Source organism: Paraglaciecola algarum, from assembly GCF_021532655.1.
Classification (GTDB): domain Bacteria; phylum Pseudomonadota; class Gammaproteobacteria; order Enterobacterales; family Alteromonadaceae; genus Paraglaciecola; species Paraglaciecola algarum.
On the sequence record NZ_JAKGAS010000013.1, the window covers coordinates 67,447 to 90,640 of the forward strand.

At 38.5% G+C, this 23,194-nt stretch carries 22 protein-coding genes; 12 read left to right on the forward strand and 10 right to left on the reverse strand.

Annotated features, from left to right (window positions below; genetic code table 11):
• Positions 1-7: 7 nt before the first annotated feature.
• On the reverse strand, positions 8-1,339 hold the full coding sequence (gene phoR, locus L0668_RS18055; RefSeq protein WP_235314130.1) for a phosphate regulon sensor histidine kinase PhoR: 1,332 nt from the start codon (positions 1,337-1,339) through the stop codon (positions 8-10).
• A 46-nt stretch (positions 1,340-1,385) separates the two neighbouring features.
• On the reverse strand, positions 1,386-2,075 hold the full coding sequence (phoB, locus tag L0668_RS18060; protein WP_235314131.1) for a phosphate regulon transcriptional regulator PhoB: 690 nt from the start codon (positions 2,073-2,075) through the stop codon (positions 1,386-1,388).
• Positions 2,076-2,572: 497 nt separating this feature from the next.
• Here phoB and L0668_RS18065 point away from each other — a divergent pair, with 497 nt between their 5' ends.
• Both L0668_RS18065 and rdgC read left to right on the forward strand, forming a co-directional pair.
• Positions 2,573-4,294 (forward strand): ATP-binding protein, encoded by a 1,722-nt coding sequence (locus tag L0668_RS18065; protein ID WP_235314132.1) that lies wholly within the window; start codon positions 2,573-2,575, stop codon positions 4,292-4,294.
• Between the two features lie 109 nt (positions 4,295-4,403).
• Positions 4,404-5,306: a recombination-associated protein RdgC gene (gene rdgC, locus L0668_RS18070; RefSeq protein WP_235314133.1), complete on the forward strand. Its 903-nt coding sequence runs from the start codon at positions 4,404-4,406 to the stop codon at positions 5,304-5,306.
• 59 nt (positions 5,307-5,365) lie between these two features.
• On the opposite strand, the gene L0668_RS18075 is transcribed toward rdgC, so the two are convergent.
• Positions 5,366-6,205, reverse strand: a complete 840-nt coding sequence (locus L0668_RS18075; RefSeq protein ID WP_235314134.1) for an HDOD domain-containing protein — start codon at positions 6,203-6,205, stop codon at positions 5,366-5,368.
• A gap of 360 nt (positions 6,206-6,565) precedes the next feature.
• Between L0668_RS18075 and L0668_RS18080 the strand changes: the two genes are divergently transcribed.
• Positions 6,566-8,251: a DUF8614 domain-containing protein gene (locus tag L0668_RS18080; protein WP_235314135.1), complete on the forward strand. Its 1,686-nt coding sequence runs from the start codon at positions 6,566-6,568 to the stop codon at positions 8,249-8,251.
• Between the two features lie 112 nt (positions 8,252-8,363).
• Here L0668_RS18080 and L0668_RS18085 read toward each other — a convergent pair whose 3' ends face one another.
• From L0668_RS18085 to folB, 4 genes are read right to left on the reverse strand one after another with little or no spacing between them, the layout of a single operon-like run.
• Complete coding sequence (locus tag L0668_RS18085) at positions 8,364-8,723, reverse strand: histidine triad nucleotide-binding protein (protein WP_235314136.1); 360 nt, start codon at positions 8,721-8,723, stop codon at positions 8,364-8,366.
• A 9-nt stretch (positions 8,724-8,732) separates the two neighbouring features.
• The gene (locus L0668_RS18090) at positions 8,733-9,533 is read right to left on the reverse strand and encodes an undecaprenyl-diphosphate phosphatase (protein WP_235314137.1); all 801 of its coding nucleotides are present in this window, start codon (positions 9,531-9,533) and stop codon (positions 8,733-8,735) included.
• Positions 9,530-10,048 carry a 2-amino-4-hydroxy-6-hydroxymethyldihydropteridine diphosphokinase gene (gene folK / locus L0668_RS18095; protein WP_235314138.1) on the reverse strand — a complete coding sequence of 173 codons (519 nt, stop codon included), beginning with the start codon at positions 10,046-10,048 and terminating at the stop codon, positions 9,530-9,532. The genes L0668_RS18090 and folK overlap by 4 nt, the downstream gene beginning before the upstream one ends.
• A complete protein-coding gene (gene folB / locus L0668_RS18100) occupies positions 10,045-10,404 on the reverse strand; it encodes a dihydroneopterin aldolase (protein WP_235314139.1) in 360 nt (119 codons plus the stop codon). Before folB ends, folK begins: the two co-directional genes overlap by 4 nt.
• Positions 10,405-10,548: 144 nt before the next feature.
• Between folB and plsY the strand changes: the two genes are divergently transcribed.
• A complete protein-coding gene (plsY, locus tag L0668_RS18105; RefSeq protein WP_235314140.1) occupies positions 10,549-11,148 on the forward strand; it encodes a glycerol-3-phosphate 1-O-acyltransferase PlsY in 600 nt (199 codons plus the stop codon).
• Positions 11,149-11,151: 3 nt separating this feature from the next.
• Here plsY and tsaD read toward each other — a convergent pair whose 3' ends face one another.
• Positions 11,152-12,165: a tRNA (adenosine(37)-N6)-threonylcarbamoyltransferase complex transferase subunit TsaD gene (tsaD, locus tag L0668_RS18110; RefSeq protein WP_235314141.1), complete on the reverse strand. Its 1,014-nt coding sequence runs from the start codon at positions 12,163-12,165 to the stop codon at positions 11,152-11,154.
• Positions 12,166-12,370: 205 nt separating this feature from the next.
• Here tsaD and rpsU point away from each other — a divergent pair, with 205 nt between their 5' ends.
• The 8 genes from rpsU to L0668_RS18150 all read left to right on the forward strand — a co-directional run bounded on the left by rpsU (position 12,371) and on the right by L0668_RS18150 (position 21,790).
• On the forward strand, positions 12,371-12,586 hold the full coding sequence (gene rpsU / locus L0668_RS18115; protein WP_006991319.1) for a 30S ribosomal protein S21: 216 nt from the start codon (positions 12,371-12,373) through the stop codon (positions 12,584-12,586).
• Positions 12,587-12,681: 95 nt separating this feature from the next.
• Positions 12,682-13,128 carry a GatB/YqeY domain-containing protein gene (locus L0668_RS18120; protein WP_235314142.1) on the forward strand — a complete coding sequence of 149 codons (447 nt, stop codon included), beginning with the start codon at positions 12,682-12,684 and terminating at the stop codon, positions 13,126-13,128.
• A gap of 163 nt (positions 13,129-13,291) precedes the next feature.
• Complete coding sequence (gene dnaG, locus L0668_RS18125; RefSeq protein WP_235314143.1) at positions 13,292-15,058, forward strand: DNA primase; 1,767 nt, start codon at positions 13,292-13,294, stop codon at positions 15,056-15,058.
• A 173-nt stretch (positions 15,059-15,231) separates the two neighbouring features.
• Positions 15,232-17,064, forward strand: a complete 1,833-nt coding sequence (gene rpoD / locus L0668_RS18130) for an RNA polymerase sigma factor RpoD (RefSeq protein ID WP_235314144.1) — start codon at positions 15,232-15,234, stop codon at positions 17,062-17,064.
• A 66-nt stretch (positions 17,065-17,130) separates the two neighbouring features.
• On the forward strand, positions 17,131-17,634 hold the full coding sequence (locus L0668_RS18135) for an NUDIX hydrolase (protein WP_235314145.1): 504 nt from the start codon (positions 17,131-17,133) through the stop codon (positions 17,632-17,634).
• Between the two features lie 145 nt (positions 17,635-17,779).
• Positions 17,780-20,119 (forward strand): TonB-dependent receptor, encoded by a 2,340-nt coding sequence (locus L0668_RS18140; RefSeq protein ID WP_235314146.1) that lies wholly within the window; start codon positions 17,780-17,782, stop codon positions 20,117-20,119.
• 42 nt (positions 20,120-20,161) lie between these two features.
• Complete coding sequence (locus tag L0668_RS18145) at positions 20,162-20,842, forward strand: Fe2+-dependent dioxygenase (RefSeq protein WP_235314147.1); 681 nt, start codon at positions 20,162-20,164, stop codon at positions 20,840-20,842.
• A 264-nt stretch (positions 20,843-21,106) separates the two neighbouring features.
• Positions 21,107-21,790, forward strand: a complete 684-nt coding sequence (locus tag L0668_RS18150) for a phosphoglycolate phosphatase (protein WP_235314148.1) — start codon at positions 21,107-21,109, stop codon at positions 21,788-21,790.
• 81 nt (positions 21,791-21,871) lie between these two features.
• Here the strand turns inward: L0668_RS18150 and L0668_RS18155 are convergent, their stop codons facing one another.
• Positions 21,872-22,219 carry a TfoX/Sxy family protein gene (locus L0668_RS18155; RefSeq protein ID WP_235314149.1) on the reverse strand — a complete coding sequence of 116 codons (348 nt, stop codon included), beginning with the start codon at positions 22,217-22,219 and terminating at the stop codon, positions 21,872-21,874.
• Positions 22,220-22,222: 3 nt separating this feature from the next.
• A complete protein-coding gene (locus L0668_RS18160) occupies positions 22,223-23,182 on the reverse strand; it encodes an alpha/beta hydrolase (protein WP_235314150.1) in 960 nt (319 codons plus the stop codon).
• Positions 23,183-23,194 lie beyond the last annotated feature (12 nt).

A 23,194-nucleotide genomic window follows, 5' to 3' on the forward strand; every position in this document is an offset into this window, starting at 1 on the left:
TTGGCCTTTAACTTGCCTGTGCTTCGTGCTCTTCTGATTCTATTAAGGAAATCAATTCTGGTGAAAAGCGACAACTAAATTCAGCCCCTTTGTTCACTTTACTTTCAATAACTAACTTAGAATTATGGTGGGACAAGACGTGTTTAACGATAGATAAACCTAAACCAGAACCGCCTGTAGTGCGAGATCTAGCTTTATCAACCCGATAAAAGCGCTCAGTTAAACGCTCCAAATGTTCTGCAGAAATGCCATCTCCGTTATCTTTAACGCTAAACTTAGCTTGTGGACCTTCAAATCCCCAAGTCACCTGAATAACACCTTTATTTGGCGTGTAATTTATGGCATTAAAAATCAAGTTAGAAAAAGCACTTCTGAGTTCTGTTTCAATACCATAAACATAAAGAATTGGCGAAATATCAAAAAATATCTTATGTTGTTTTTCTCGATTTAACGCTTCGGCTTCAGCCTGAATTTGCCACAACATTTGCGGCACATTGACTAATTTTTCAAAAGCCCTCTCGGCACTGGCTTCGATGCGAGATAACACCAATAAATCTTCAATTAAACTTTGCATTCTAAAAGATTGAGAGCGCATTTCAGACAAGGCTTTTTGCATCATAGCTTGCGGCATATTGCCATCTTCGGGGATCATTTCTAAATAACCATTAATCACAGTTAATGGCGTTTTTAATTCGTGGGATACGTTAGCCACAAAATCTTTACGCATATTTTCTATTTGGGTAATTCTAGTCACATCTCGAATCAGTAACATCAACTGATCTTCAGCATAAGGAACAATTCTAATTTCTAATACTTTGGAAGAATTAATAGGCGATTCAATTTCAATAGGCAACTCAAATCTTTGCTCTTGCAAAAATTCAATAAATGCAGGGTCACGAATGCATAAGTCTATGTTTGAACCGGCATCTTCAGGCCAACGTATACCTAGCTCAATTCTGGCTAAACGATTACACCAAGTAATATTAGCGGAATGATCGATCACCAATGCAGCATCAGGCAATGCCTCAGTGCCTTCTCTAAAACGACGGATAATTTCGCCCAAGGCTTTGCGTTTATTTCGATTATTTACCTTAGCCGCATATATTCCTTCATATATATTGGCCCACACTCCGCGAGTACTCGGAGGGGAAATCTTTTTACTGTGCCATAGCCAATAATTTAAACGATACAATCGCCAATATTGCCAAGCAAGCAATATAACGCCACCGACAACAATCCCTGCAGCAACATGTCCAAAATAGTACCCTAGACTAGCAGTAAGCGTCATAAACACTAAAACTCTTATGATACTTTTTAACCAAATAAATCTATGGTACATAAATCACATTTCCCTGATCCGTTTAAATTATTTATGCCGATTGATATTACACTTTAGTAGAGTATCGATACCCCGCACCACGCACAGTTTGGATCATATTTTCATGAGAATAAACAGATAAGGCTTTACGCAGTCTTCGAATGTGCACGTCAACTGTTCTGTCTTCAACATAAACATTGGTGCCCCATACATTATCTAGTAATTGCTCGCGGCTATACACTCTTTCAGCGTGAGTCATAAAAAAATGTAACAGTTTAAATTCAGTTGGCCCCATGTCGATAGGTTCATCATTTGAAGTCACTCTGTGTGAAACAGGATCTAACCTTAAGCCCTTAAACTCTATAGCATCTTCGCTTGAAGTAGGAGTCACACGTCTGATTACAGCTTTCACTCGAGCGATCAACTCTTTTGGTGAGAAAGGCTTAGTGACATAATCGTCTGCGCCTGACTCTAATCCTCTAATTTTATCTTCTTCCTCGCCTTTTGCCGTTAACATTATAATAGGAATGTCTCTAGCATATTCGTGTTGTTTAAGTTTTTTAGCTAACTGAATACCAGAACCTCCAGGCATCATCCAATCTAATAAAATAAGATCGGGATATGGTTCAATAATCTTGTCGAGAGCGACTTGATAATCTTCTGCTTCTATCGCCTCAAAGCCCGACTGTTCAAGAACAAATCTTAACATGTCTCTGATTGGAGCTTCATCTTCCACTAATAATATTCGTTTGGCCATCTGGTAATTCCTTGATACTTCAATGGGTGCGTATTATTCAGACATTTTATGACACTTTTATTAAAGTTTTCATTTAAGTTTCATAAACATTGATTTGAGCCCAGATTTGCGTAAAAAAACATCACTTTATGAAAATTAACATCATTATTAAACTTTAGTAGTAGGACTATTAAACTTTATTGTATAAATTTCATTCAAACTAAACACTTTTAATCGCGGCGCTAATTTTTAGGCAAACCCACATTCTTCAAACCACATGCCGTAGTGTTTGTGCGGCATTTGCCGCAGCTTCAGTATTCACTTATATAGAATAACTAGATCACATTCGTGCTTCATTGTATAAATACTGTACAACTCACTACAAAAACACACTACAAAGTTCAATAGCCCATCATTAATTCTTTTATAATCATTTAATCACACTTCTTGTTTATTTTTTTGAAAGCGCATACTCTGTACAATGTTCGTAATGTTTAGCTGAAGGATGCCAATTAGATATGTCTAGCGTTAATGAGGGATTATCAAAAAAGCTATTAGCTCGAGTGCTTTCCGTTTATTTTATACTTACCCTTTTAGTCACTGCCGGACAAATTTTTTCAGAGTACGTGAATGCTAAAAGTCACATTGAAGGTGAACTTCAAACTCTTAAAAATACATTTAGCACTAGTTTAACTCGGGCAATATGGGAACTAAATACCCCACAAGCTAAGTCTATTGCAGTTGGCTTAATGGAACTCCCAATCATTGAGGGGGTTCAAATCAGAGATGAAAATAGCAAATATATTGCTGATCTAGGACGCACCTCCCAACTAACCGAAGAGCCAATCACAAAAGGTGTAGTAAGGGATCACTCTGGAGGCACTTTTGGTTATAGTTTCCCACTGATTTTTGAATTTTCTGGGCGTACCTCTTTAGTAGGTGATGTAACCCTGTATTCCAGTATTGACATTATATTTAGCCGAATTGAAGTAGGTATATTTTTTCTAATCGGTAATGCCATTCTAAAAACAGGCTTTTTGGTATTTTTGTTCATGAGTGCTTTTCGCACCATGTTAACTAATCCTCTAAATGAACTTACACAACAAATTACAGATTTCCATCTAGACGATCCTGAATCCTCTAAATTAGATTTAGGGATAGAGGATGACAACGAATTAAAATTATTAGAAACCTCGTACAATAAATTAATTGATGAAATGGTTGAATTTCAATCTAAATTGTCTGATACCCAAAATGAATTAAAGCAAGCTAATCACAGACTAGACGAACAAAATATATCACTCGAAGAAGAAGTCGCTAAGAAAACTGCAACTCTTAGTAAAATCATGCTCGATCTTGAACAACAAAAAGACGAACTATTGATAAATCAGAGAGAATTACGTCAAGAAAACGAAAACCGTCAATTTATAGAAGATGAATTACGTAATAGAAACAGAGAATTAGCCAATTCAATGGAAACCATTCAATTAGCTAAAGACCAACTTATTGAATCGGAAAGAATGGCCTCGTTAGGTGGATTAGTGGCTGGTATTGCCCATGATGTCAATACTCCACTTGGTGTGAGTATTACAGCCACCAGTTTTCTACAAGAACGTTTAGCTAAGCTAGAAGTGGCATATAAAGATAAGAGTTTAACCGGTAGTACCATGTCTTCATTTATTGAAGATGCCCAGCAAACGACAACTTTATTAACCAGTAATCTTAATCGAGCCTCAGACTTAATCTCTAGTTTTAAACAGGTGGCAGTTGATCAAACCAGTGAAGCAGTTAGAGAAATAAATGTTAGTCAGTATCTAAATGAAGTTGTTCAATCATTGGCACCCAATTTCAAAAAGACTCAGCACACAATAGATATTAATTGTCCGGATAATATTTCTATTCAATGCGCCCCTGGGGTATTAGCCCAAATTTTCACCAACATGATAATGAACTCTTTGATACATGGCTTTGAAAATATCACTAACGGCCATATAAAAATTGCTATCAGCCAACAACAAAAAAGTTTGTTTATTGATTATTCAGACAACGGTAAAGGCCTAGATGCAGATAATTTAAATAAACACTTTGAAGCGTTTTTTACGACCAAACGAGGAAAAGGCGGCAGTGGTCTTGGTACTCATATCATGTTTAACCTAGTCACCCAAACCCTCGAAGGTAAAATTGAAGTATTTAGCGAACCTGATCAAGGATTACAATACAAAATTGAATTACCGGTTTAATAATTATTACCGCAAGGTGGCTAGCTAATCCATAGCAGCCACTTCGAATTCCTGCTACTCTTTACCTCCCTTTTAGTACACCTCCCTTTTTTAACGATGGACTTTTTTTATGTGGTTTAAAAACCTAAAACTGTATTCTCTTACCCAAGATATCGATATTACCGAGCAAGATCTTGAAGACAAACTAGCTGAATTTAAATTTCGCCCTTGTGGTAGCCAAGAGTTAGCGACTATGGGATGGGGATCTCCATTTAATCAAGGTAAAACTTTAATTCATGCCACGGCTGGACGTATTTGGCTAACTTTAAAGAAACAAGAACGTATTTTGCCCGCTACTGTGGTTAACGCTGAACTAGCGGATAAAGTCGCTCAAATCGAAGCTGAAACAGGCTCGTCAGTGGGTAAAAAAGCCCAGCAAGATATGAAGCAAGAAATTATTCAACGTTTATTACCCCAAGCCTTTACTAAAAATAGTTTTACCCATGGTTTCATTTCAACAAGAGATAAGCTGGTAGTTGTAGACTCCTCTGCAGATGGAAAAGCAGAAGCATTTTTAGCCATGTTACGCAAAGCGATTGGTTCGTTACCAGTCATGCCTCTCGCAAGGCAATCTGTACAAATTGAACTAACCTCTTGGTTAAAAGACGACTCTGCTCCAAAAGACATAAAAATATTAGAAGAAGCTGAATTAAAAGCACTTGAAGAAGATGGTGCAATTGTCCGAGTTAAAAACCAAGATTTATACTCTGATGAAATTGCCAATCATTTAGAAGCAGGGAAATTGGTTCAAAAAATTGGCATCGAATGGAGTGAAACCCTTAACGCAATCATTCAAGAAGACCTAAGTATTAAACGACTTAAATTTACTGATATGATCAAAGAACAAAATGATGATATTCCTAAAGATCAAATGGATGCTAGGTTAGATGCTAATTTTGCACTGATGTCTGGTGAAATTGTTAGATTTGCTGAACGTCTCAAAGAAATATTTAACTTAACTGAAGAAGAATAAACAATTAAGTGCTGGTGCCGTTTATGTAAACTTACACCAGCATTTAAATAAGATTGCTATTAGCTATTAAACAATTGTTTTGCGTTATCACGTAATTCATCAAAATCGTCTGTCAATAATTCATCAAGACCTGAAATCACACCTTTTTGTATAACAGTTTCAAATACTTGGTCTTTATGTTCATCAAGCCTTCCACACAAAGCGGCTCCCAACCTGACAAAATCTAAATAGGAAATGCCATCAGTTTGGACTGACATATCATTAAAGTGAGAAGATACTTCAACAAACTCAGGTTCAAAGCCCCATTCTTGAGTGATACTTGCGCCTATTTTTCCACTCAGCTTTTCAATCGCCACTTCTAAGAAGGTAGGATTGGCGAAAACGTCAGCGTGCCTTTCTGCCTCTGTTAGTACAGGCAATATACCAATATTATGAGTCAATGCTGCTAACATCATTGACTCTAAATTTAGCTGTCTATTTTTTGTTTTTTTCACATGTATCTGTAAAGCAGCCATAGAGTTAGCCACCACTTCTAAAGTGTCGCCCCAGACTTTGTCCATGTACGACTTAACCACTTGATTTTTAGAAACAAATAATTGTTCCATTGCCAATGCAGTGGATATGTTTTTAATTTGACGTAAACCTATGCGAGTGACAGCCTGTTGGGTTGACGTGACTTTAACCGAGCGACCTAAATACGCACTATTTGAGATTTTAATCATTCGAGCACTAAGAGAAGGGTCTTGACTAATGACATCAGCCATTGCGTTTAAATTAATATCAGGATCATCGGCACATCGCCTAACCTTAATTGCAATTGCGGGAAGAGTTGGTAGAACCAAAGTGTCATTATTTATTTTATCTACCAATATGGTTAATAGTGCATTTTCTGTAGCCATGTAGTTACCTGTTCCTGTGATAAATAGAATAATATTTCTATGCTTGTGCTTATTATTCTTTTACGTATAAATTTATATCCAGATGGATATAAATATAGAATCCAACCCCTCCTTCATTTATCCAAAATTCAATCCATTCGTTAAACTAACGTAAGATTATGCTTCCAAGATAGACAAATAAAACAGTATGTAAATGCTAGCATATTTTTTGGCCATGCCTAGAGCGGATAATGCCTATAAATGCTAATTTTTTGTTATATTCGAGTGTATAACATCTGACTCAATCAGTTTACTCAATTATCAGGTCAAAAAAGCACCTATCGATTAAAAATATACAACAAATATAAAATTAGGATATTTATGAAAAAACTAACTAAATCAAATATTTCAATCTTACTAGTGACTGTTATTTCCAGTTTACTTTATGCTTGCAATGAGGCACCAATATCAAGTCATCCACAACCCAGCACAACCACTTCACTAGAGTTAAACAAAGATATTACTAATAGACTAAACATCTATTTCCCTGTTGAGCTAAACACTGACCTTAGCCATTTAAGTGACAATCAAAAACAAATGTTAGTGCATTTAATTGATGCTTCCAAAATTATGGATAAGTTATTTTGGCAACAAGCCTTTGGCGAAGACAAACATACTTTTTTAGCCAAAATAGAAGATCCTAAAATGAAAAGTTTTGCTATAATTAATTATGGCCCTTGGGATAGACTAAATGGTGACAAAGTCTTTTTAGAAGGTTATCAAGCCAAATCACCTGGAGCTGAATTCTATCCAAGTGATATGACTAAAACTGAATTTGAACAACAGAATTTTACCGCCAAAAAAGGACTTTATTCGATTGTAGAGCGAGATAGTCATGGCAAACTTATTAGCACCCCCTACTCTAAAAAATATAAAGATGAGTTGCTTAGCGCGTCAAATATTTTAAAACAGGCTGCAAAACTTGCTACTGATGAGCAATTTTCTCATTACTTAAACCTACGTGCAGAAGCTTTAATCACTGACCAGTACCAAGCTTCAGATATAGCCTGGATGGACATGAAGAATAACCCCATTGATTTGGTAATTGGTCCTATCGAAACCTATGAAGATCAGCTATTTGGTTACCGCGCCGCTTTCGAGGCTTACGTTCTAGTTAAAGATATGGCATGGAGTGACAAGTTAGCTAAATATGCCCAGTACCTACCTGAATTACAAAAAGGCCTGCCAGTAGAAAAGAAATATAAAGCAGAAGTACCAGGCTCTGATGCAGATTTAAACGCCTACGATGTTATCTATTACGCGGGGCATTCAAATGCGGGTAGCAAAACCATTGCGATTAACTTACCAAATGACGAAAAAGTTCAGTTACAAAAAGGCACTAGACGTTTACAGCTTAAAAATGCCATGCAGGCTAAATTCGATCATATCCTAGTCCCCATTTCGGAACAGTTGATAACACCAACGCAAAGAAAGCATGTAACCTTTACCGCTTTTTTTGCCAATACTATGTTCCATGAGGTGTCGCATGGGCTTGGGATAAAAAATACTATCAACGATAAAGGCACTGTGCGTCAGGCACTTAAAGAACATGCATCTGCGTTAGAAGAAGGTAAAGCAGATATTCTTGGTTTATATATGATCCGTCAGCTTTTAGAAAAAGGCTCCATAACTGACGGCCAGTTAGAAGATTACTATGTCACTTTTATGGCTGGCATCTTCCGTTCAGTGCGTTTTGGCGCTAGCTCAGCTCACGGTAAAGCTAATATGATTCGTTTTAACTATTTCCAAGAACAAGGAGCCTTTGAGCTTGATGCTCAGGGTTTTTACCAGGTCAATATGCCTAAAATGGAATTAGCCATTGATTCATTATCAAATTTAATTCTGACCTTACAAGGCAATGGGGATTATGAAGGCGTGGATAAACTAGTCGCAAAAATGGGCGTTATCAAACCCCAATTACAAAGTGAGTTAGATAAGCTAACCAAAGCCGATATTCCTGTGGATATTGACTTTAAACAAGGCGTGAGCGTCTTAGGACTAGACTAACAAACAATTATTGTCACTACTAATATTACTCCTAACAAGTGCCACTAAGAACAGTTAGTGGCTAGTTTGGCCCATAACTAAGTTCCCCAATTTGATATAATCTGGGAGCTAGTTATTTTAATCTTTCTTGATAAGGCGGCCAGCCTAACGCTTTACCTGCTAATACGTGTAAATGGATATGGTAAACAGTTTGTCCACCGTCTTCATTACAATTCATTACAGCTCGATAACCATCTTGGGCAAAACCTTTCTGCTTGGCTATTTGCGCGGCCACCCAATACAAGTGGCCAACGGTGGCTTTATCTTCAGATTCGATATCGTTAATTGTAACAATGGGCTTTTTGGGGATCACTAAAAAATGAATGGGTGCTTGAGGGTTGATATCACTAAAAGCTAATGCAATATCATCTTCATATAAAATTTCAGCGGGTATTTCTTTATTGATTATTTTAGTAAAAATTGTATCTGTCATTTATTTTTCCTATACAAAAATAAAGAGTAAAAGTAGCGTACCTAAAGCCAAGCGGTAAATCACAAAAGGCAACATACCTATTTTAGATATCCAAGCCAAAAATAAATAAATACAGGCATAGGCACTGACAAAAGAAAACACGGCGCCAAACAATAAAGCATTCCAGTCAACCGCTTCAGATACTTTTAACAAGTCAAAGGTAGCTAATGTCCCTGCTCCTAAAATCACGGGGATTGACAACAGAAAAGAAAAACGAGCGGCACTTTCACGATCTAAGCCTAAAAATAACCCTGCAGTCATAGTAATGCCGGAACGAGACGTACCTGGAATAATGGCAACGGCTTGAGCTAGGCCAATAACTAAGGCATTTTTCCATGTGATATGGGTAATGTTTTTAGCTAAAGTAGCTTTTTTATCTGCGTACCAAAGTAACAAACCAAACACTATAGTCGTGGTGGCTATCACTAAGGCTGAACGTCCATATTCTTCTATTAAATCTTTAAATAGGAATCCAAATAAAACAGCCGGAATAGTAGCAAGAATAACCCACCAGGCTAATTTACTGTCTTGAGATTGCTTAGAACTTAAGCCCTTACTTAACCAGGCAAGCGTTAATCGCCAAATATCCTGACGAAAATATATCATCACGGCCAATAAACTGCCTAAATGCACAGCTACGTCAAAAGCCATACCTTGATTGTTCCAACCTAATACTTCCGCTGGCAAAATTAAGTGCGCTGAACTAGATATAGGTAAAAACTCAGTCAACCCTTGGATAATCGCTAATATGATGATCTCAAATAATGTCATAAATCTGTTGAACTCCATTCAAAATTTATTGCCCACAACTGCTGTTTAGTTTTGTCATAATCTTGCCACAATGAGGCATAAGTTTTCTTTACAATTGGATGAACTTTATCACCGGCTATTTCGGCTAACGGTCTTAAAACAAAAGCATTATACAGCACTTCAGGCCTAGGAATAATGATAGGATTTTCGATTATCTGCTCATCAAACAATAACAAGTCAAGATCTAACGTACGAGGGGCAAACTTTTGTTCACCTCGCTGACGTTTATTATCTGTTTCTATTTGTTTTAATATTTTACATACCTGTTCAATACTTAGCCTAGTCTGTGCTTTGACTACCAAATTGTAAAAATTATCGCCTTCAAAACCCACAGACTCACTTTCAAACACTGAAGATAACTCTAAGTCGCCAAACGCTTGATACATAGCTAAAAGACCGGCTTTAGTGTGCTTTTCTCGATCAATATTACTGCCAACACTGATATAAATTTGATGCTGAACAGTCAATGCACTCAAACTTCTTGTCCTTTACTAAATTCCACTGCCACATTTTTGGCATTAGATAAAATATCCGGTTTACTTAACTTAAGTTTCACAAAGGACACTAACGGGAATTGTTCTAAAATGCCTGTAACTAAGTTGTTGGCTAAGGCTTCGATAAGCTTAAACTCAGCTTTTTGTGCCAAAAAAATCACAGTTGCTGCCACTTGTGCATAATTAAGGGTATCTTCAACATCGTCTGATTTAGCTGCAGTACTTAGATCCGCTTGTAACTCAATATCAATCAGCAATCTTTGCTTGTTTTTTCTTTCCCAGTCGTACACACCAATCAACGAAGATGTCTCAAGTTGTTCGATAAAAATTTTTTGCATAAGAGATCCGCGCAGTATTTTGTGGAGTATTGTTATATTCTGCATGGATTGTAACTCATTCTAATCTAACGAAACAATTAAGATATGAATAGTTACTAAAGTTAAATCAACTAACTTGTCTTTGGAGACGATTGAGAAAGTGACATGACAGCATTAACAATCTTAATGTTTGCTATAGCCTATTTATTGGGGTCTATTTCTAGTGCCATTTTAGTCTGCAAGTTATTTAATTTAGGTGATCCTCGATTACAAGGCTCTGGTAACCCAGGTGCCACTAATGTGTTTAGGCTTGGCGGAAAAACACCTGCTCTATTCGTTTTAATATTTGATGTTTTAAAAGGTACAGTACCCGTTTGGTTTAGCTATTATCTGGGCCTGCAGCCAGTTTATTTAGCTTTTGTAGCGATATTTGCTTGCTTGGGCCATATGTACCCATTGTTTTTTCAGTTTAAAGGCGGAAAAGCAGTAGCCACGGCTTTGGGGGCGACATTACCTTTGGGGGCAGATTTAGCCGCAATGTTGCTCAGTACTTGGATTTTAATTTCATACTTAACTAATTATTCTTCATTGGCATCAATAACCACCTTCATACTTGCGCCAATTTTCACTTGGATTGTTAAACCTGACTACGCTATTCCAGTCGCGATATTGAGTACCTTAATCATTGTTAGGCATAGAAAGAACATAGTTAGATTAATATTCAAACAAGAAACAAAAATACGAGACAAGAAGCAAATAAAATAACAATTAAATAGCGCTTAATTCTTCTAAAGACCACCTAGGTTTAGCTTTAGTTGACAAACCTTCTACGTCATTAGCCTTTAATCGTTGTAGCCCTGCATAAGCAATCATTGCTCCGTTGTCAGTACAAAACTCTAATCTAGGATAAAACACTTCACCTTTAATAGACTTCATCATTTGAGCTAACTGACTACGCAATTGTTTATTGGCACTCACCCCTCCGGCTATGACTAACCGTTTTAGTTTGGTTTGTTTTAAGGCTCTTTTACATTTAATGGCTAAGGTATCTACAACCGCTTCTTGGAAGGCGTATGCGATGTTAGCCTTAGTTTGTTCACTACCATCAGATTCTCTAATAGTGTTAGCAGCGAAAGTTTTTAATCCACTAAAACTAAAATCCAATCCTGGTTTAGTGGTCATCGGACGAGGAAAGTTATAATGTCCTGCTTCACCTTTTTCAGCTAACCTAGCTAACAAAGGCCCACCAGGGTAATCTAAGCCTAATAACTTAGCGGTTTTGTCAAAAGCCTCGCCAGCCGCATCATCTACAGATTCACCTAAAACTGTATATTGCCCAATACCCTGCACTTCCACCATCATCGAATGACCACCAGAAACCAACAAAGCTATAAACGGAAACTCTGGCGTTGGTTCATCCAACATAGGAGCAAGAAGGTGTCCTTCCATATGATGAACACCAACCGCGGGTAAATCCCAAGCATAAGCTAAACTGCGAGCTACTGACGAGCCCACTAACAAAGCCCCAACTAATCCAGGGCCTTTTGTAAATGCTATGCCATCTAGATCTTTTTCTGTACAATTAGCTTCCAACAAGGCTTGTTTAATTAAAGGTATTATTTTACGAACATGATCCCGAGATGCGAGTTCAGGCACAACACCACCATAATCAGCATGTAACTTTACTTGGCTGTATAGTTGATGTGACATTATTCCTTGTTTCTCATCATATATTGCGACACCCGTTTCGTCACAAGAGGTTTCGATACCTAAAACACGCATATTTTCTGCTATTTTGTTAATTTTGATGGCGGCATTTTACTGGCTTAGAAAAAAAGCGCCAATTTATTTGAAGATATTCACTTTTTAACCTATCAAGGCTTTACTTCTACTGCGGATATGATTAGAATTCCGCACCATTTTTAACCGAGCTGGTCACATTTCGTACTGGTTCGAACAATTATTATATTTTTGAGGTGAGATTTTAATGCCAATCGTTAAAGTTAGAGAGAACGAACCTTTTGATGTTGCATTGCGTCGTTTTAAACGTTCATGTGAAAAAGCAGGTGTACTTTCTGAAGTTCGTCGTCGCGAATTTTTTGAAAAACCTACTTGGGAACGCAAACGTAAAAAAGCTGCCGCTAAGAAACGTCTTTTGAAGAAGTTGTCTCGCGAAAACGCACGTCGCATCAGATTGTACTAATCTCTCCTTTGGCGTGTTGCTTATTTAACTAACAAATAACGCGCCGAAAGAAGTTTTACCAATGTCCTTTTTTTTGTTTTTCATTGAGTCATGCCATGTCAGTATTAGATGATTTAAAAAATGCACAAAAAGATGCGATGCGCGCTAAAGACAAAATTCGTCTTGGCACTATTCGTATGGTTTTAGCTGCCGTTAAGCAGCGTGAAGTTGATGAGCGTATTGAGCTAAATGACAGTGACGTAATTGCGATACTGACTAAAATGGTAAAACAGAGAAAAGACGCTGCTAGCCAGTTCGAAACAGCTAATCGTCAAGATTTGGTTGATGTTGAACTCGCAGAAATTGTTATTTTACAAGACTTTCTACCACAAGCTCTAACAGATGCAGAAATTGAAGCACTTATTGCTCAAGCCATGCAGGAATCTGGCGCAAGTGGTATGCAAGATATGGGTAAAGTGATGGGCTGGTTAAAACCAAGAGTCCAAGGTCGTGCAGACATGGGCCAATTAAGTGGTAAAATAAAAGCACAACTTAACGCTTAACAACTTATTGATAACAATTCTACAAACCGCACTCGTTGCGGTTTTTTGTTTTTTAGATCTAACATTAGCTAAATCCATTGTCGCTGAATGATGTATATCCTGTCTATTTTTGATAAATATGTCATCATACTTAACCTTTTTACACTGAGATTATTAATTCAAAATGGCAGGCCGTATCCCTCGTGACTTTATCGATGATCTCATCGCTCGAACTGACATAGTCGAATTAATCGATGGTCGTGTATCTCTAAAAAGGGCAGGCAGAAACCACCAAGCCTGTTGCCCATTTCACAACGAAAAAAGCCCGTCTTTTACAGTCAGCCAAGATAAGCAGTTTTATCACTGTTTCGGCTGCGGTGCTCATGGCAATGTTATATCTTTTTTAATGGAATTTGACCGCTTAGAGTTTCCTGAAGCCATTGAAGAACTGGCACAATATCACAGCATAGAAGTGCCTCGGGAAAAAGGCTCGGCCCCAGCTTTGAGTGCCGAACAAAAACAACAAAAAAGTAATGATTATGACTTGATGGAAAAAGTCTCAAAATTTTTTGCCCAACAACTCAAAGTTAATGAACACAAAGATAAAGCGGTTAATTACCTAAAAGGCAGAGGGTTAAGTGGTGAAATAGTCAAAGCCTTTGACATGGGTTACGCGCCACCAGATTGGGATTCGATCTTAAAAACTTTCGGTACCGATCCAGTTACTCAGCAGCAATTGTTAGATTTAAAGCTCATTACCGAAAATGATAAAAGGCGCAGGTTTGATTTTTTCCGCGACCGCATCATGTTTCCAATTCGTGATAAACGAGGCAGGGTTATAGGTTTTGGTGGTCGAGTATTAGAAGATGGCGGCCCAAAATATTTAAACTCACCTGAAACACACATATTTCATAAAGGTCATGAACTATATGGCTTTTATCAAGCCAAGCAAGCTCATAGAAACTTAAAACGAGTGATGATAGTTGAAGGTTATATGGACGTGGTTGCCCTTGGACAATATGGTATCGACTATGCTGTGGCTTCATTGGGTACGGCAACCACTCCTGAACATATTCAAATGTTGTTTCGCTCTACCAGTGAAGTTATATGTTGTTACGATGGCGATCGTGCTGGACGAGATGCCGCCTGGCGGGCCTTAGAAAATGCTTTAGCATTTTTAAAAGACGGCGTTCAAATGAAGTTTTTGTTTTTACCCGATGGAGAAGATCCTGACACATTAGTCCGACAAATTGGTAAAGAAGCATTCGAACAGAAACTAAATGATGATTCAGTTCCACTTTCAAAGTTTTTCTTCGACAATTTATTGCAACGACATCAAATCAGCAGCAATGAAGGTAAAGCAGCGTTAAAAACTGAAGCTAGCCCTTTAATAGAAAAAATATTAGGGGAAAATATTCGCGCTAGTTTACTAAGTGATCTAAGTACCCACATGGGTGAGCACAATAAACACAGGTTAGAAAATGACATTGCCAAAGCTAATCAAAATAAAGAACCTAAAAAGCTCGACTTTAACCGACTAAACAAAAGCAATATTTCACCGGTACGTATGATGATCCGTTTATTGATAGACGATCCAAGCATTGCTACAAGATGCTCAGCAGCGGATCCAAGTTTATTGATCGGCACCTCCATTCAGGGTATTGACATGCTTTGTGAAGTGTTTCAATTATGTAAAAACAAACCAACAGCTAACACAGCTCAAGTGATCGAACACTTCAGAGGGCACCCACACAGTGCCCATCTAAGTAAACTTTTAACTTGGGAATATGCTGAGCAAAATCAAGCAGCGGTTTTTGAAGACAGTTTTGCAAAATTACTCGACTGGCACTTACAAGGCCGCATGGACGAGCTATTTGCTAAGTCCAGAACAAGTTTTTTGACAGAAGAAGAAAAACAAGAATTAAATCTACTTGTAAAAGAACAAAAATGACCCAATATCTGGTAGTAAGGTAGCTAAGTCTGCTATACTGGCGAATTCGCTAGAGCGTTTAGTTATTTTCAAACTAAACTATTTTCGGCAAGAATTTATTACGACGTAAAATTCATCTCAAAAAAAGAAGAGTTGTACGGAATTTTTAATCATTTCAAGAAGTGTAAGGTTATATGGTGCAAAGCAAGCAGTCGCAGATAAAACTCCTCATTGCTAAAGGTAAAGAACAGGGCTATTTGACTTTCGCGGAAGTTAACGATCACCTTCCACAAGACATTGTCGATTCAGATCAAATCGAAGATATCATTCGGATGATAAATGACATGGGTATTAAGGTAGCTGAAACAGCACCTGATTCCGATGAGCTTTTGATGCAAGAAAGTGACACAGACGAAGAAGTTGCGGAAGCGGCTGCCCAAGCCCTTGCGACGGTAGAAAGCGAAATAGGTCGAACTACTGATCCAGTGCGCATGTACATGCGTGAAATGGGTACAGTAGAACTTCTAACACGTGAAGGCGAAATTGTTATCGCTAAACGTATTGAAGAAGGCATTAACCAAGTTCAGTGCTCGGTTGCAGAATATCCAGAAGCTATCACTCATTTATTAGATCAGTGGGACTTATTTGAGGCCGAAGAAATTCGTCTTAGCGATATTATCATTGGGTTTGTTGATCCAAACGAACAAGACGTAGCGCCAACAGCTACCCACATAGGTTCTGAGTTATCTGAAGAAGAGTTAGAAGACGAAGACGGCGAGAATGACGACGAAGAAGACGAGGAAGAAGAAGATACTGGACCCGATCCAGAGCTTGCTCGTGAAAAGTTTGAAGCATTACGTAAACAATACGAAATTGTGCGCGATGTTATTGCAGAAAAAGGTCGTTCACATGCCGATTCACGCGCAGTAATCCATGACCTAAGCGAAGTATTCAAAGAATTTAGATTAACCCCTAAACAATTTGATCGCATGGTTAAAAACATGCGTAGCATGATGGATCGTATCCGTGTGCAAGAGCGCATAGTGATGAAGCACTGTGTTGTCACTGCCAAAATGCCTAAAAAGAACTTTATTAAAGCGTTTGCTGGCAACGAAACATCAACCGACTGGTTATTCGAAATATTAAATTCAGATCTTCCTTATGCAGAAGAGATGCGAGTTCACCAAGAAGAACTTGAACGTGCCATCAGCAAAATGAATGCGGTAGAAGACGAAACTGGCTTAATCATTGCAGACATTAAAGACATCAACCGTCGTATGTCAATTGGTGAAGCAAAAGCCCGTCGCGCGAAAAAAGAAATGGTAGAAGCCAACTTACGTTTGGTTATCTCAATTGCGAAAAAATACACAAACCGCGGTTTACAATTCTTGGATCTTATCCAAGAAGGTAATATTGGTTTGATGAAAGCAGTTGATAAATTTGAATATCGCCGTGGTTATAAGTTCTCAACTTATGCAACTTGGTGGATACGTCAGGCAATTACTCGGTCAATTGCAGACCAAGCCCGTACTATTCGTATTCCGGTACATATGATTGAAACGATTAACAAATTAAATCGTATTTCTCGTCAAATGTTACAAGAAATGGGCCGCGAACCTTCACCAGAAGAATTATCAGAACGCATGTTAATGCCAGAAGATAAGATCCGTAAGGTATTAAAAATCGCTAAAGAGCCTATTTCCATGGAAACGCCAATTGGTGATGATGAAGATTCACACTTGGGTGATTTTATCGAAGATAGCACTATTGTGCAGCCTTTAGATTCAGCCACAGGTGGAAGTTTAAAGGATGCGACACAAGAAGTACTAGCAGGCCTTACAGCCCGTGAAGCAAAAGTACTAAGAATGCGTTTTGGTATTGATATGAATACTGACCATACTTTAGAAGAAGTAGGTAAGCAGTTCGACGTAACCCGTGAACGTATTCGCCAAATCGAAGCTAAAGCTTTACGTAAATTGCGTCATCCTAGCCGCTCTGAGCAACTTAAGAGTTTCTTAGACGAGTAACAAAAAACTAATAATTACACAAGCCCCACTCGTTAGTGGGGCTTTTTTATTTAGGTTGTCTACAAAATGAAATACTTAAATAGATTTGCATATACAATACTGGGAATTTGTTTACTTAATGGTTGTAGTAAAGACATTCCAGCTGATCCCATGTGCAGAGTGCAGCCTTCTGAAAAGCCTTTGTCACCTGCTCCAGCTGTTTGCTTGATCAAGTTGAATTCTAAATTATTAGCTATAACTACTCACCAGCAAGAATTATGGAGTTTACCTGTTGAGAAACAGCACAAAGCTAAAAGTGCTCAATGTAGTGCCCACCAAGCCGTATGGAAATCTACTGGGTTAAATGTAGAAGTAGGTGAATTGCTATTTACTGATGAAAAAAATGTTCATTACTTTTCTTGTATCGCGCAAAACCCATTGACAAAAGACCAAATACAATTACCCGTGCCAACTTGGGCAACCTCAAAAGTAAATAACATTCAATTGATTAACCCTTACCAGACTCAAGCTGAGGATTGGTCACCTAGGCATGACTTACTAAAGCTTAGAGAAGCCTTTACTCAACTTTAACCTCTAAAATTTGTAAACCGAGATTATCCTAATCGGGTTATTTCCACAACTAAATCTAAATACGAGTAATTATCATTTGCGCTAGCCTATTTATATGCTATTGTGTTCACGAATTAAATCAAGGGACACTTAGAAGTATACAACTATGAAAAACACCAACAACACATTAGCTTTTGGCGCACAGGCTGTTGCAGCAGCATTAATATTTAACAGTGGTCAAATTTCAGCACAAGAAAACACCCAAACTTGTAATCAAGATGACTCAACTGAATGTCAATCTAACCAGTCTGCCGAATCTATTGAGAGAATTAGAATACACGGTGTACAAGATTCAGTTTACTTGTTTGAAAAGTCTGGCGATCTGCGCCGTGTAGCGGACTTAGTGGATACCCCACAAGTGATTACCGTATTAACCCAAGACCAAATTCAAGAGTCAGGCAAAACTGACCTTAAAGACATTCTATCAGCTCAAGCAGGGGTAACTCTTGGTACTGGTGAAAATGGAAACGCATTTGGAGACAGATATATTATTCGTGGACACGAAGCTCGAAGTGACGTTTTTGTTGATGGATTACGTGATCCAGGTATGACAACCCGCGAAAGCTTCGCCACTGAACGTGTTGAAATCACTAAAGGCCCAAGTTCAACCTTTGCTGGCCGAGGCTCATCTGGTGGTGCAGTTAACAGCGTGACTAAAAAAGCATCTACTGCATATAATTTTGGACGAGTGGATGCCAGCGTAGGCTCAGATGATCACACCCGTTTAAGCCTAGACTACAACTTATCTTTGTCAGATAGTACAGCCGTTCGCTTCAACGCATTGACAGCTGAGCAAGACAAACCGGGGCGTGAGGGGATCTCAAGAGAAAGAGACGGGGTACAAGTTTCAGCAGTTTATTTACCTCAAGATAATTTGTCTTTTATTGCTGATGTTTACTTTTTAGATGCAAAAGACGTCCCTGATTTAGGGAGCTACTTCGACCGGACGACGCGTGCACCGCTAGCAGACATCCCAGTTTATGCACAAGAATCAGACATGTTAGACTCTGAAGTCACTACTTTCACGTTCAGAACCGAATACGAAATTAATGACAGCTTCATGTTTTATAATGCCACCCGATTAGGTAAAACAGAAAATGCCTATATCACCACAGGTATGAGTGCGACCTCACGCCACGTGACAGATCCTACTGCCCCCGGCGCTGACACACTTAGGCTTAGTACACACCAAGGATCACAGGATGTCGATTACGTTAGCACGCAATTTAATTTATTTTGGAATACTGAAGCCTTAGGGTTTTCACATAAATGGGTATTTGGTGCCGAATTAACTGACGAATCAGTAGATAATGGGGTATTTAATATTACTAACAATAACCCAACCAATTGTATAACAAATGGCAGAGGTACTAATCCTGATACTGGCCTACCCAATACATCCAACTCTTTTTGTATTTTAGATGGCACGGGTAATCAAGTAGAAAACATCAGCCAGCTAATGGGTAGAAGTTATACACGCGGTATTATTGATGCCGCCTATGATATTAAAACCACATCAATTTATGCAATGGACACTGTAGCACTGTCTGATCAATTAGAACTATTCTTCGGTGTAAGACAGGACAGCTTTGAATTAACGAATAACACTGTTGGTCGAGGAGGAGAAGCACTTTATGGTTATTCAGATGATATGTACAACGGTCATATTGGCTTAGTATACGACTTCAACCAAGATACAAATGTTTATGTAAATTACAGCACAGCTACCAATATTAACGGTGGTGAATCTGACTTAGGAGCCAGCTGTGGTTATGGGGGTTTATGCGGTACGCCAGATCAAGTACTTCAATCCGATCCTGAAAGAGTGGAAAACATCGAACTAGGCACAAAATGGATGTTATTTAATGACAAGTTATTGTTCTCTGGTTCAATTTTCCAAATTACCAAGAGTGATGTAATGGAAAGTGTAGGTGACAGTTATTCTAACTTAGGTACGCTGAATACCGGTGAAAACCAAGTTAAAGGTATTGAACTAGGTGTAACAGGTAATATCACTGACGACTTAAGTATTCAATTCTCAGCCGCTTCTATGAGTGCAGAAGTGATTGAATCTTTCACGCCAGAAAACGTAGGCTTAACCTTAAGTAACTTTGCAGACAAGAGTGCATATTTGCAATTAAGATATCAATTAAACGACAAGTTTGTTATTGGTGGAGACTATTCTTATCAAAGCGAAATGTATGGTGGGCAGCCAGACACAGCTGCTGGATATGATGCAACAAACGAGCGATATAGTATTGTAGTACCCAGCTATCAAGTAGTTAACTTGTTTGCCAGCTATACCTTAACCGAAGATCTAAATTTACGTCTGAATGTGGGTAATGCACTGGACGAAGAATACTGGACTGCGGCCTATCGTTCTGGCTCATTTATGTACTTAGGTGACGCTAGAAACACGCGATTAACCGTTAATTATCAATTTTAAAATTGTAGTTTAAAAACTACCTTTTAAAAAATAGAGAAAAGCATGATTGTTATTGAAAAACTATTAGCGGCAGAACAAGTAGCCCAGTACCGTGGCGCATTACAATCCCTACCTTGGGAGAACGGCGATAAAACGGCTATGGGCATGGCGGCGAGTGTTAAAAATAACAATCAAGCTGATGCTAAAGATCCCCACGTACGTCAACTCGCTAATCAGCTGTTGGCTAGCGTGGGTAACACCCCTAAAATTGTATCAGCCGCCCTACCCCATAAAATATTCCCCCCCTGTTTTAACCGTTACCAAGAATCTGAAGAATACGGCTACCATGTAGACGCAGCCATTATGCGCCTACCGGATAGTTCAGACGTGATCCGCAGTGATGTATCTATGACAGTATTTTTGAGTGAGCCAGGAGAATACGAAGGGGGCGAGCTAATTATAAAAACTGAGTTTGGCGAACAAGTCGTTAAATTACCCGCAGGTTATGCGGTAGTGTATCCATCAAGTAGTTTGCATAAGGTCACAGCTGTGACTAAAGGTACACGACTAGCGGCGATTACATGGATGCAAAGCATGGTTGCTGATAGTAACTTAAGATCTAACCTTTACCAGCTAGATCAGAGTATTCAATCCTTGATACAAAATGAGTCCACTAGTCGAGAAGAGTTGGATAGATTGCATAATGTTTATCATAACTTGGTAAGACAATTTTCGATTATTTAACAGCGACACTGTTGTATGACCTTTGCGCACTGAGCATATGCTGCACAAACCAAGATGATTCATTCCGTGAACTTTATTCGCTAGGCTAACAAGACATGCACTTCTAGCACAAAGTGAATACTTTCTGCCCCTTTCATTTGCATAGCTGCTGCATTAATATCTTTCTTTTAAATTTTTCCCTCATTTCCTGATCGTTTTTGTAACGACTTGAATACTATTTTAAGTTTTAGGATTTTTTACCTTCATTTATGGCTTTATAACAATATGCAGTTTTTATCATCCGCCAATAATAATCGGTCCCTTAAAGCTATTTTCTTCGATCTCGATGGAACATTGCTAAACAGCGCACCTGATTTAGCCACCGCAGTCAATAATATGTTGCACCATTTCAACCTTGAGCACGTATCATTAGAGTTGATTTGTAAATGGATTGGTAATGGAGCGCCCAAATTAATTGAACGAGTATTAGACCATCAACAAAAAAGCATGGTTTATTTACCTACCCACCAAAACGCCTTAGCTCAGTTTTATGCGCAATACGATAAAGTACAAGGCCAATACTCCACATTATATGATGGTGTAATTGATACGCTAACGGTTCTAAAATCCATAGGCTTGTCGATGGCAGTCATTACTAATAAACCTAGTCAATTTACACCCAATGTATTAAAAGCTCACGGCTTAACAGAATTCTTTGAATTAGTTTTGAGCGGCGACTCTCTGGCCCAAAAGAAACCGCATCCCTTACCTATCGAACACGCATTAGCTCATTTTAATTTGGCAAAACACAATGTCATTATGGTGGGAGACTCTACTAGCGATATTAGCGCCGCTAACAATGCTGGGATAGCTTCAATATGCGTCACCTACGGTTACAACCATGGTGAAAATCCATTAGATTTAGCTGCTAACGCGCACATCCATAGGTTTAGCCAACTTCTAGACTAAATAATGGTTGAGTTAAACTGGTGTGATTGGAAACTTAGTTTTATCGAAATGCATGTCTTATATGCTAAAGCATACCCTAACCTATTTAATTTTCTTAGGCACTTTAGGTGGTAATGAACGTACAAAACTCTCACAAATACCCACCCAATGTGCTAATTCCTCATCACTATCTAAACCTTCGGGTGTCACATACACCATGCCTTTCATGGCCTTACCGGTAAAATCCATTTCTTTGGCATAAGGTTGATTTAAACAAGCTTGGTAATTATCTGGACCAACTCTTGCCATCAAGGTGTCGCCCACTATGCCAACACACATATGTTCACACACCATAAAGCACAGTCCACCAAACATCTTTTTACTCTCTACATCTGCATTACCTTCAAAGTGCTCAGTCAATCGTTGAGCTAACCCTTGGTCATAAGCCATGGATTATTTATTCCACAACCAGCGTAGTCCTTCAGGTAATAACATACCTGCGTGTTGGTCATTGTGAACGCCATCGGTCCAAACATGTGTGACTTGATACCTTGCTCCTTGTACATTATTTTTATCTGCAATTCGGTTGGCATAATTGAGTGCTGATAACATTTGTTGGTTAGCTAAAAACCAGTTACCCCACTCATTATCTAAATCGTTTACACCGTCTTGCATAAACATTTTAATCGGGCGAATGGGCTCACGACGGATCAAAGCAGGATAATCTTGTCCACCAAGACCTACTGGGTTAGCGTTTGGTTTAAAACCTATTGACACATAACTGCCAATAGAGCTATACACTTTACGAAAATAATCCGGCTTATGCCAAGCTACCGTAAAGGCTGCAATTGCACCACTGCTAGTGCCACCTATGGCTCTTTGCTGCGGATCTTTAGTCAGATTATAGTTTTTGCCTACATGAGGTAACATTTCTTCAATGATGAATCTGGCATAACTGTCATTCATAGCGTCATATTCAGCTGCTCTATGATTGGGGTTACTCATACCTAGATCATCTGGATAATGCTTTGATTTGTTACCAGGAGTAATGAAAATGCCAATTGTGGTAGGCATATCACCACTGGCAATTAAATTATCTAACACAGTCGTAATGCGTAACGAACCTTTGGGGTTTGTTGCACGTTGACCATCTTGAAACACCAACACACTGGCCGCTTTTGATTCTTCGTATTGCGCGGGGACATACACCCAATAACGGCGCACTGTGTCTTTTAAAATAGTACTGTGAAATTCAAATGGCCCGTTTAGCTTGCCTTTAGGTACCCCCTCTTGTTCCATTTGTTCTGGTGCCATGGTTAAGCCAGTTCGTACTTTTAAGGGCTCGGCCAACAACTTTAACGACATACAAAACAATAAACTGACAAACAATATTTTCGTACTTAATACTTGCATAACTAACCAAAT

What these genes read in the sequence shown, in the direction of transcription:
- phoB (WP_235314131.1), bottom strand. Translation starts at nt 2,075, where the DNA reads ATGGCCAAACGAATATTATTAGTGGAAGATGAAGCTCCAATCAGAGAC.
- L0668_RS18160 (WP_235314150.1), bottom strand. Translation starts at nt 23,182, where the DNA reads ATGCAAGTATTAAGTACGAAAATATTGTTTGTCAGTTTATTGTTTTGT.
- phoR (WP_235314130.1), bottom strand. Translation starts at nt 1,339, where the DNA reads ATGTACCATAGATTTATTTGGTTAAAAAGTATCATAAGAGTTTTAGTG.
- L0668_RS18085 (WP_235314136.1), bottom strand. Translation starts at nt 8,723, where the DNA reads ATGACAGATACAATTTTTACTAAAATAATCAATAAAGAAATACCCGCT.
- L0668_RS18140 (WP_235314146.1), top strand. Translation starts at nt 17,780, where the DNA reads ATGAAAAACACCAACAACACATTAGCTTTTGGCGCACAGGCTGTTGCA.
- rpsU (WP_006991319.1), top strand. Translation starts at nt 12,371, where the DNA reads ATGCCAATCGTTAAAGTTAGAGAGAACGAACCTTTTGATGTTGCATTG.
- L0668_RS18090 (WP_235314137.1), bottom strand. Translation starts at nt 9,533, where the DNA reads ATGACATTATTTGAGATCATCATATTAGCGATTATCCAAGGGTTGACT.
- rpoD (WP_235314144.1), top strand. Translation starts at nt 15,232, where the DNA reads ATGGTGCAAAGCAAGCAGTCGCAGATAAAACTCCTCATTGCTAAAGGT.
- L0668_RS18075 (WP_235314134.1), bottom strand. Translation starts at nt 6,205, where the DNA reads ATGGCTACAGAAAATGCACTATTAACCATATTGGTAGATAAAATAAAT.
- folB (WP_235314139.1), bottom strand. Translation starts at nt 10,404, where the DNA reads ATGCAAAAAATTTTTATCGAACAACTTGAGACATCTTCGTTGATTGGT.
- tsaD (WP_235314141.1), bottom strand. Translation starts at nt 12,165, where the DNA reads ATGCGTGTTTTAGGTATCGAAACCTCTTGTGACGAAACGGGTGTCGCA.
- L0668_RS18120 (WP_235314142.1), top strand. Translation starts at nt 12,682, where the DNA reads ATGTCAGTATTAGATGATTTAAAAAATGCACAAAAAGATGCGATGCGC.
- dnaG (WP_235314143.1), top strand. Translation starts at nt 13,292, where the DNA reads ATGGCAGGCCGTATCCCTCGTGACTTTATCGATGATCTCATCGCTCGA.
- rdgC (WP_235314133.1), top strand. Translation starts at nt 4,404, where the DNA reads ATGTGGTTTAAAAACCTAAAACTGTATTCTCTTACCCAAGATATCGAT.
- L0668_RS18135 (WP_235314145.1), top strand. Translation starts at nt 17,131, where the DNA reads ATGAAATACTTAAATAGATTTGCATATACAATACTGGGAATTTGTTTA.
- L0668_RS18150 (WP_235314148.1), top strand. Translation starts at nt 21,107, where the DNA reads ATGCAGTTTTTATCATCCGCCAATAATAATCGGTCCCTTAAAGCTATT.
- L0668_RS18065 (WP_235314132.1), top strand. Translation starts at nt 2,573, where the DNA reads ATGTCTAGCGTTAATGAGGGATTATCAAAAAAGCTATTAGCTCGAGTG.
- L0668_RS18080 (WP_235314135.1), top strand. Translation starts at nt 6,566, where the DNA reads ATGAAAAAACTAACTAAATCAAATATTTCAATCTTACTAGTGACTGTT.
- L0668_RS18145 (WP_235314147.1), top strand. Translation starts at nt 20,162, where the DNA reads ATGATTGTTATTGAAAAACTATTAGCGGCAGAACAAGTAGCCCAGTAC.
- plsY (WP_235314140.1), top strand. Translation starts at nt 10,549, where the DNA reads ATGACAGCATTAACAATCTTAATGTTTGCTATAGCCTATTTATTGGGG.
- L0668_RS18155 (WP_235314149.1), bottom strand. Translation starts at nt 22,219, where the DNA reads ATGGCTTATGACCAAGGGTTAGCTCAACGATTGACTGAGCACTTTGAA.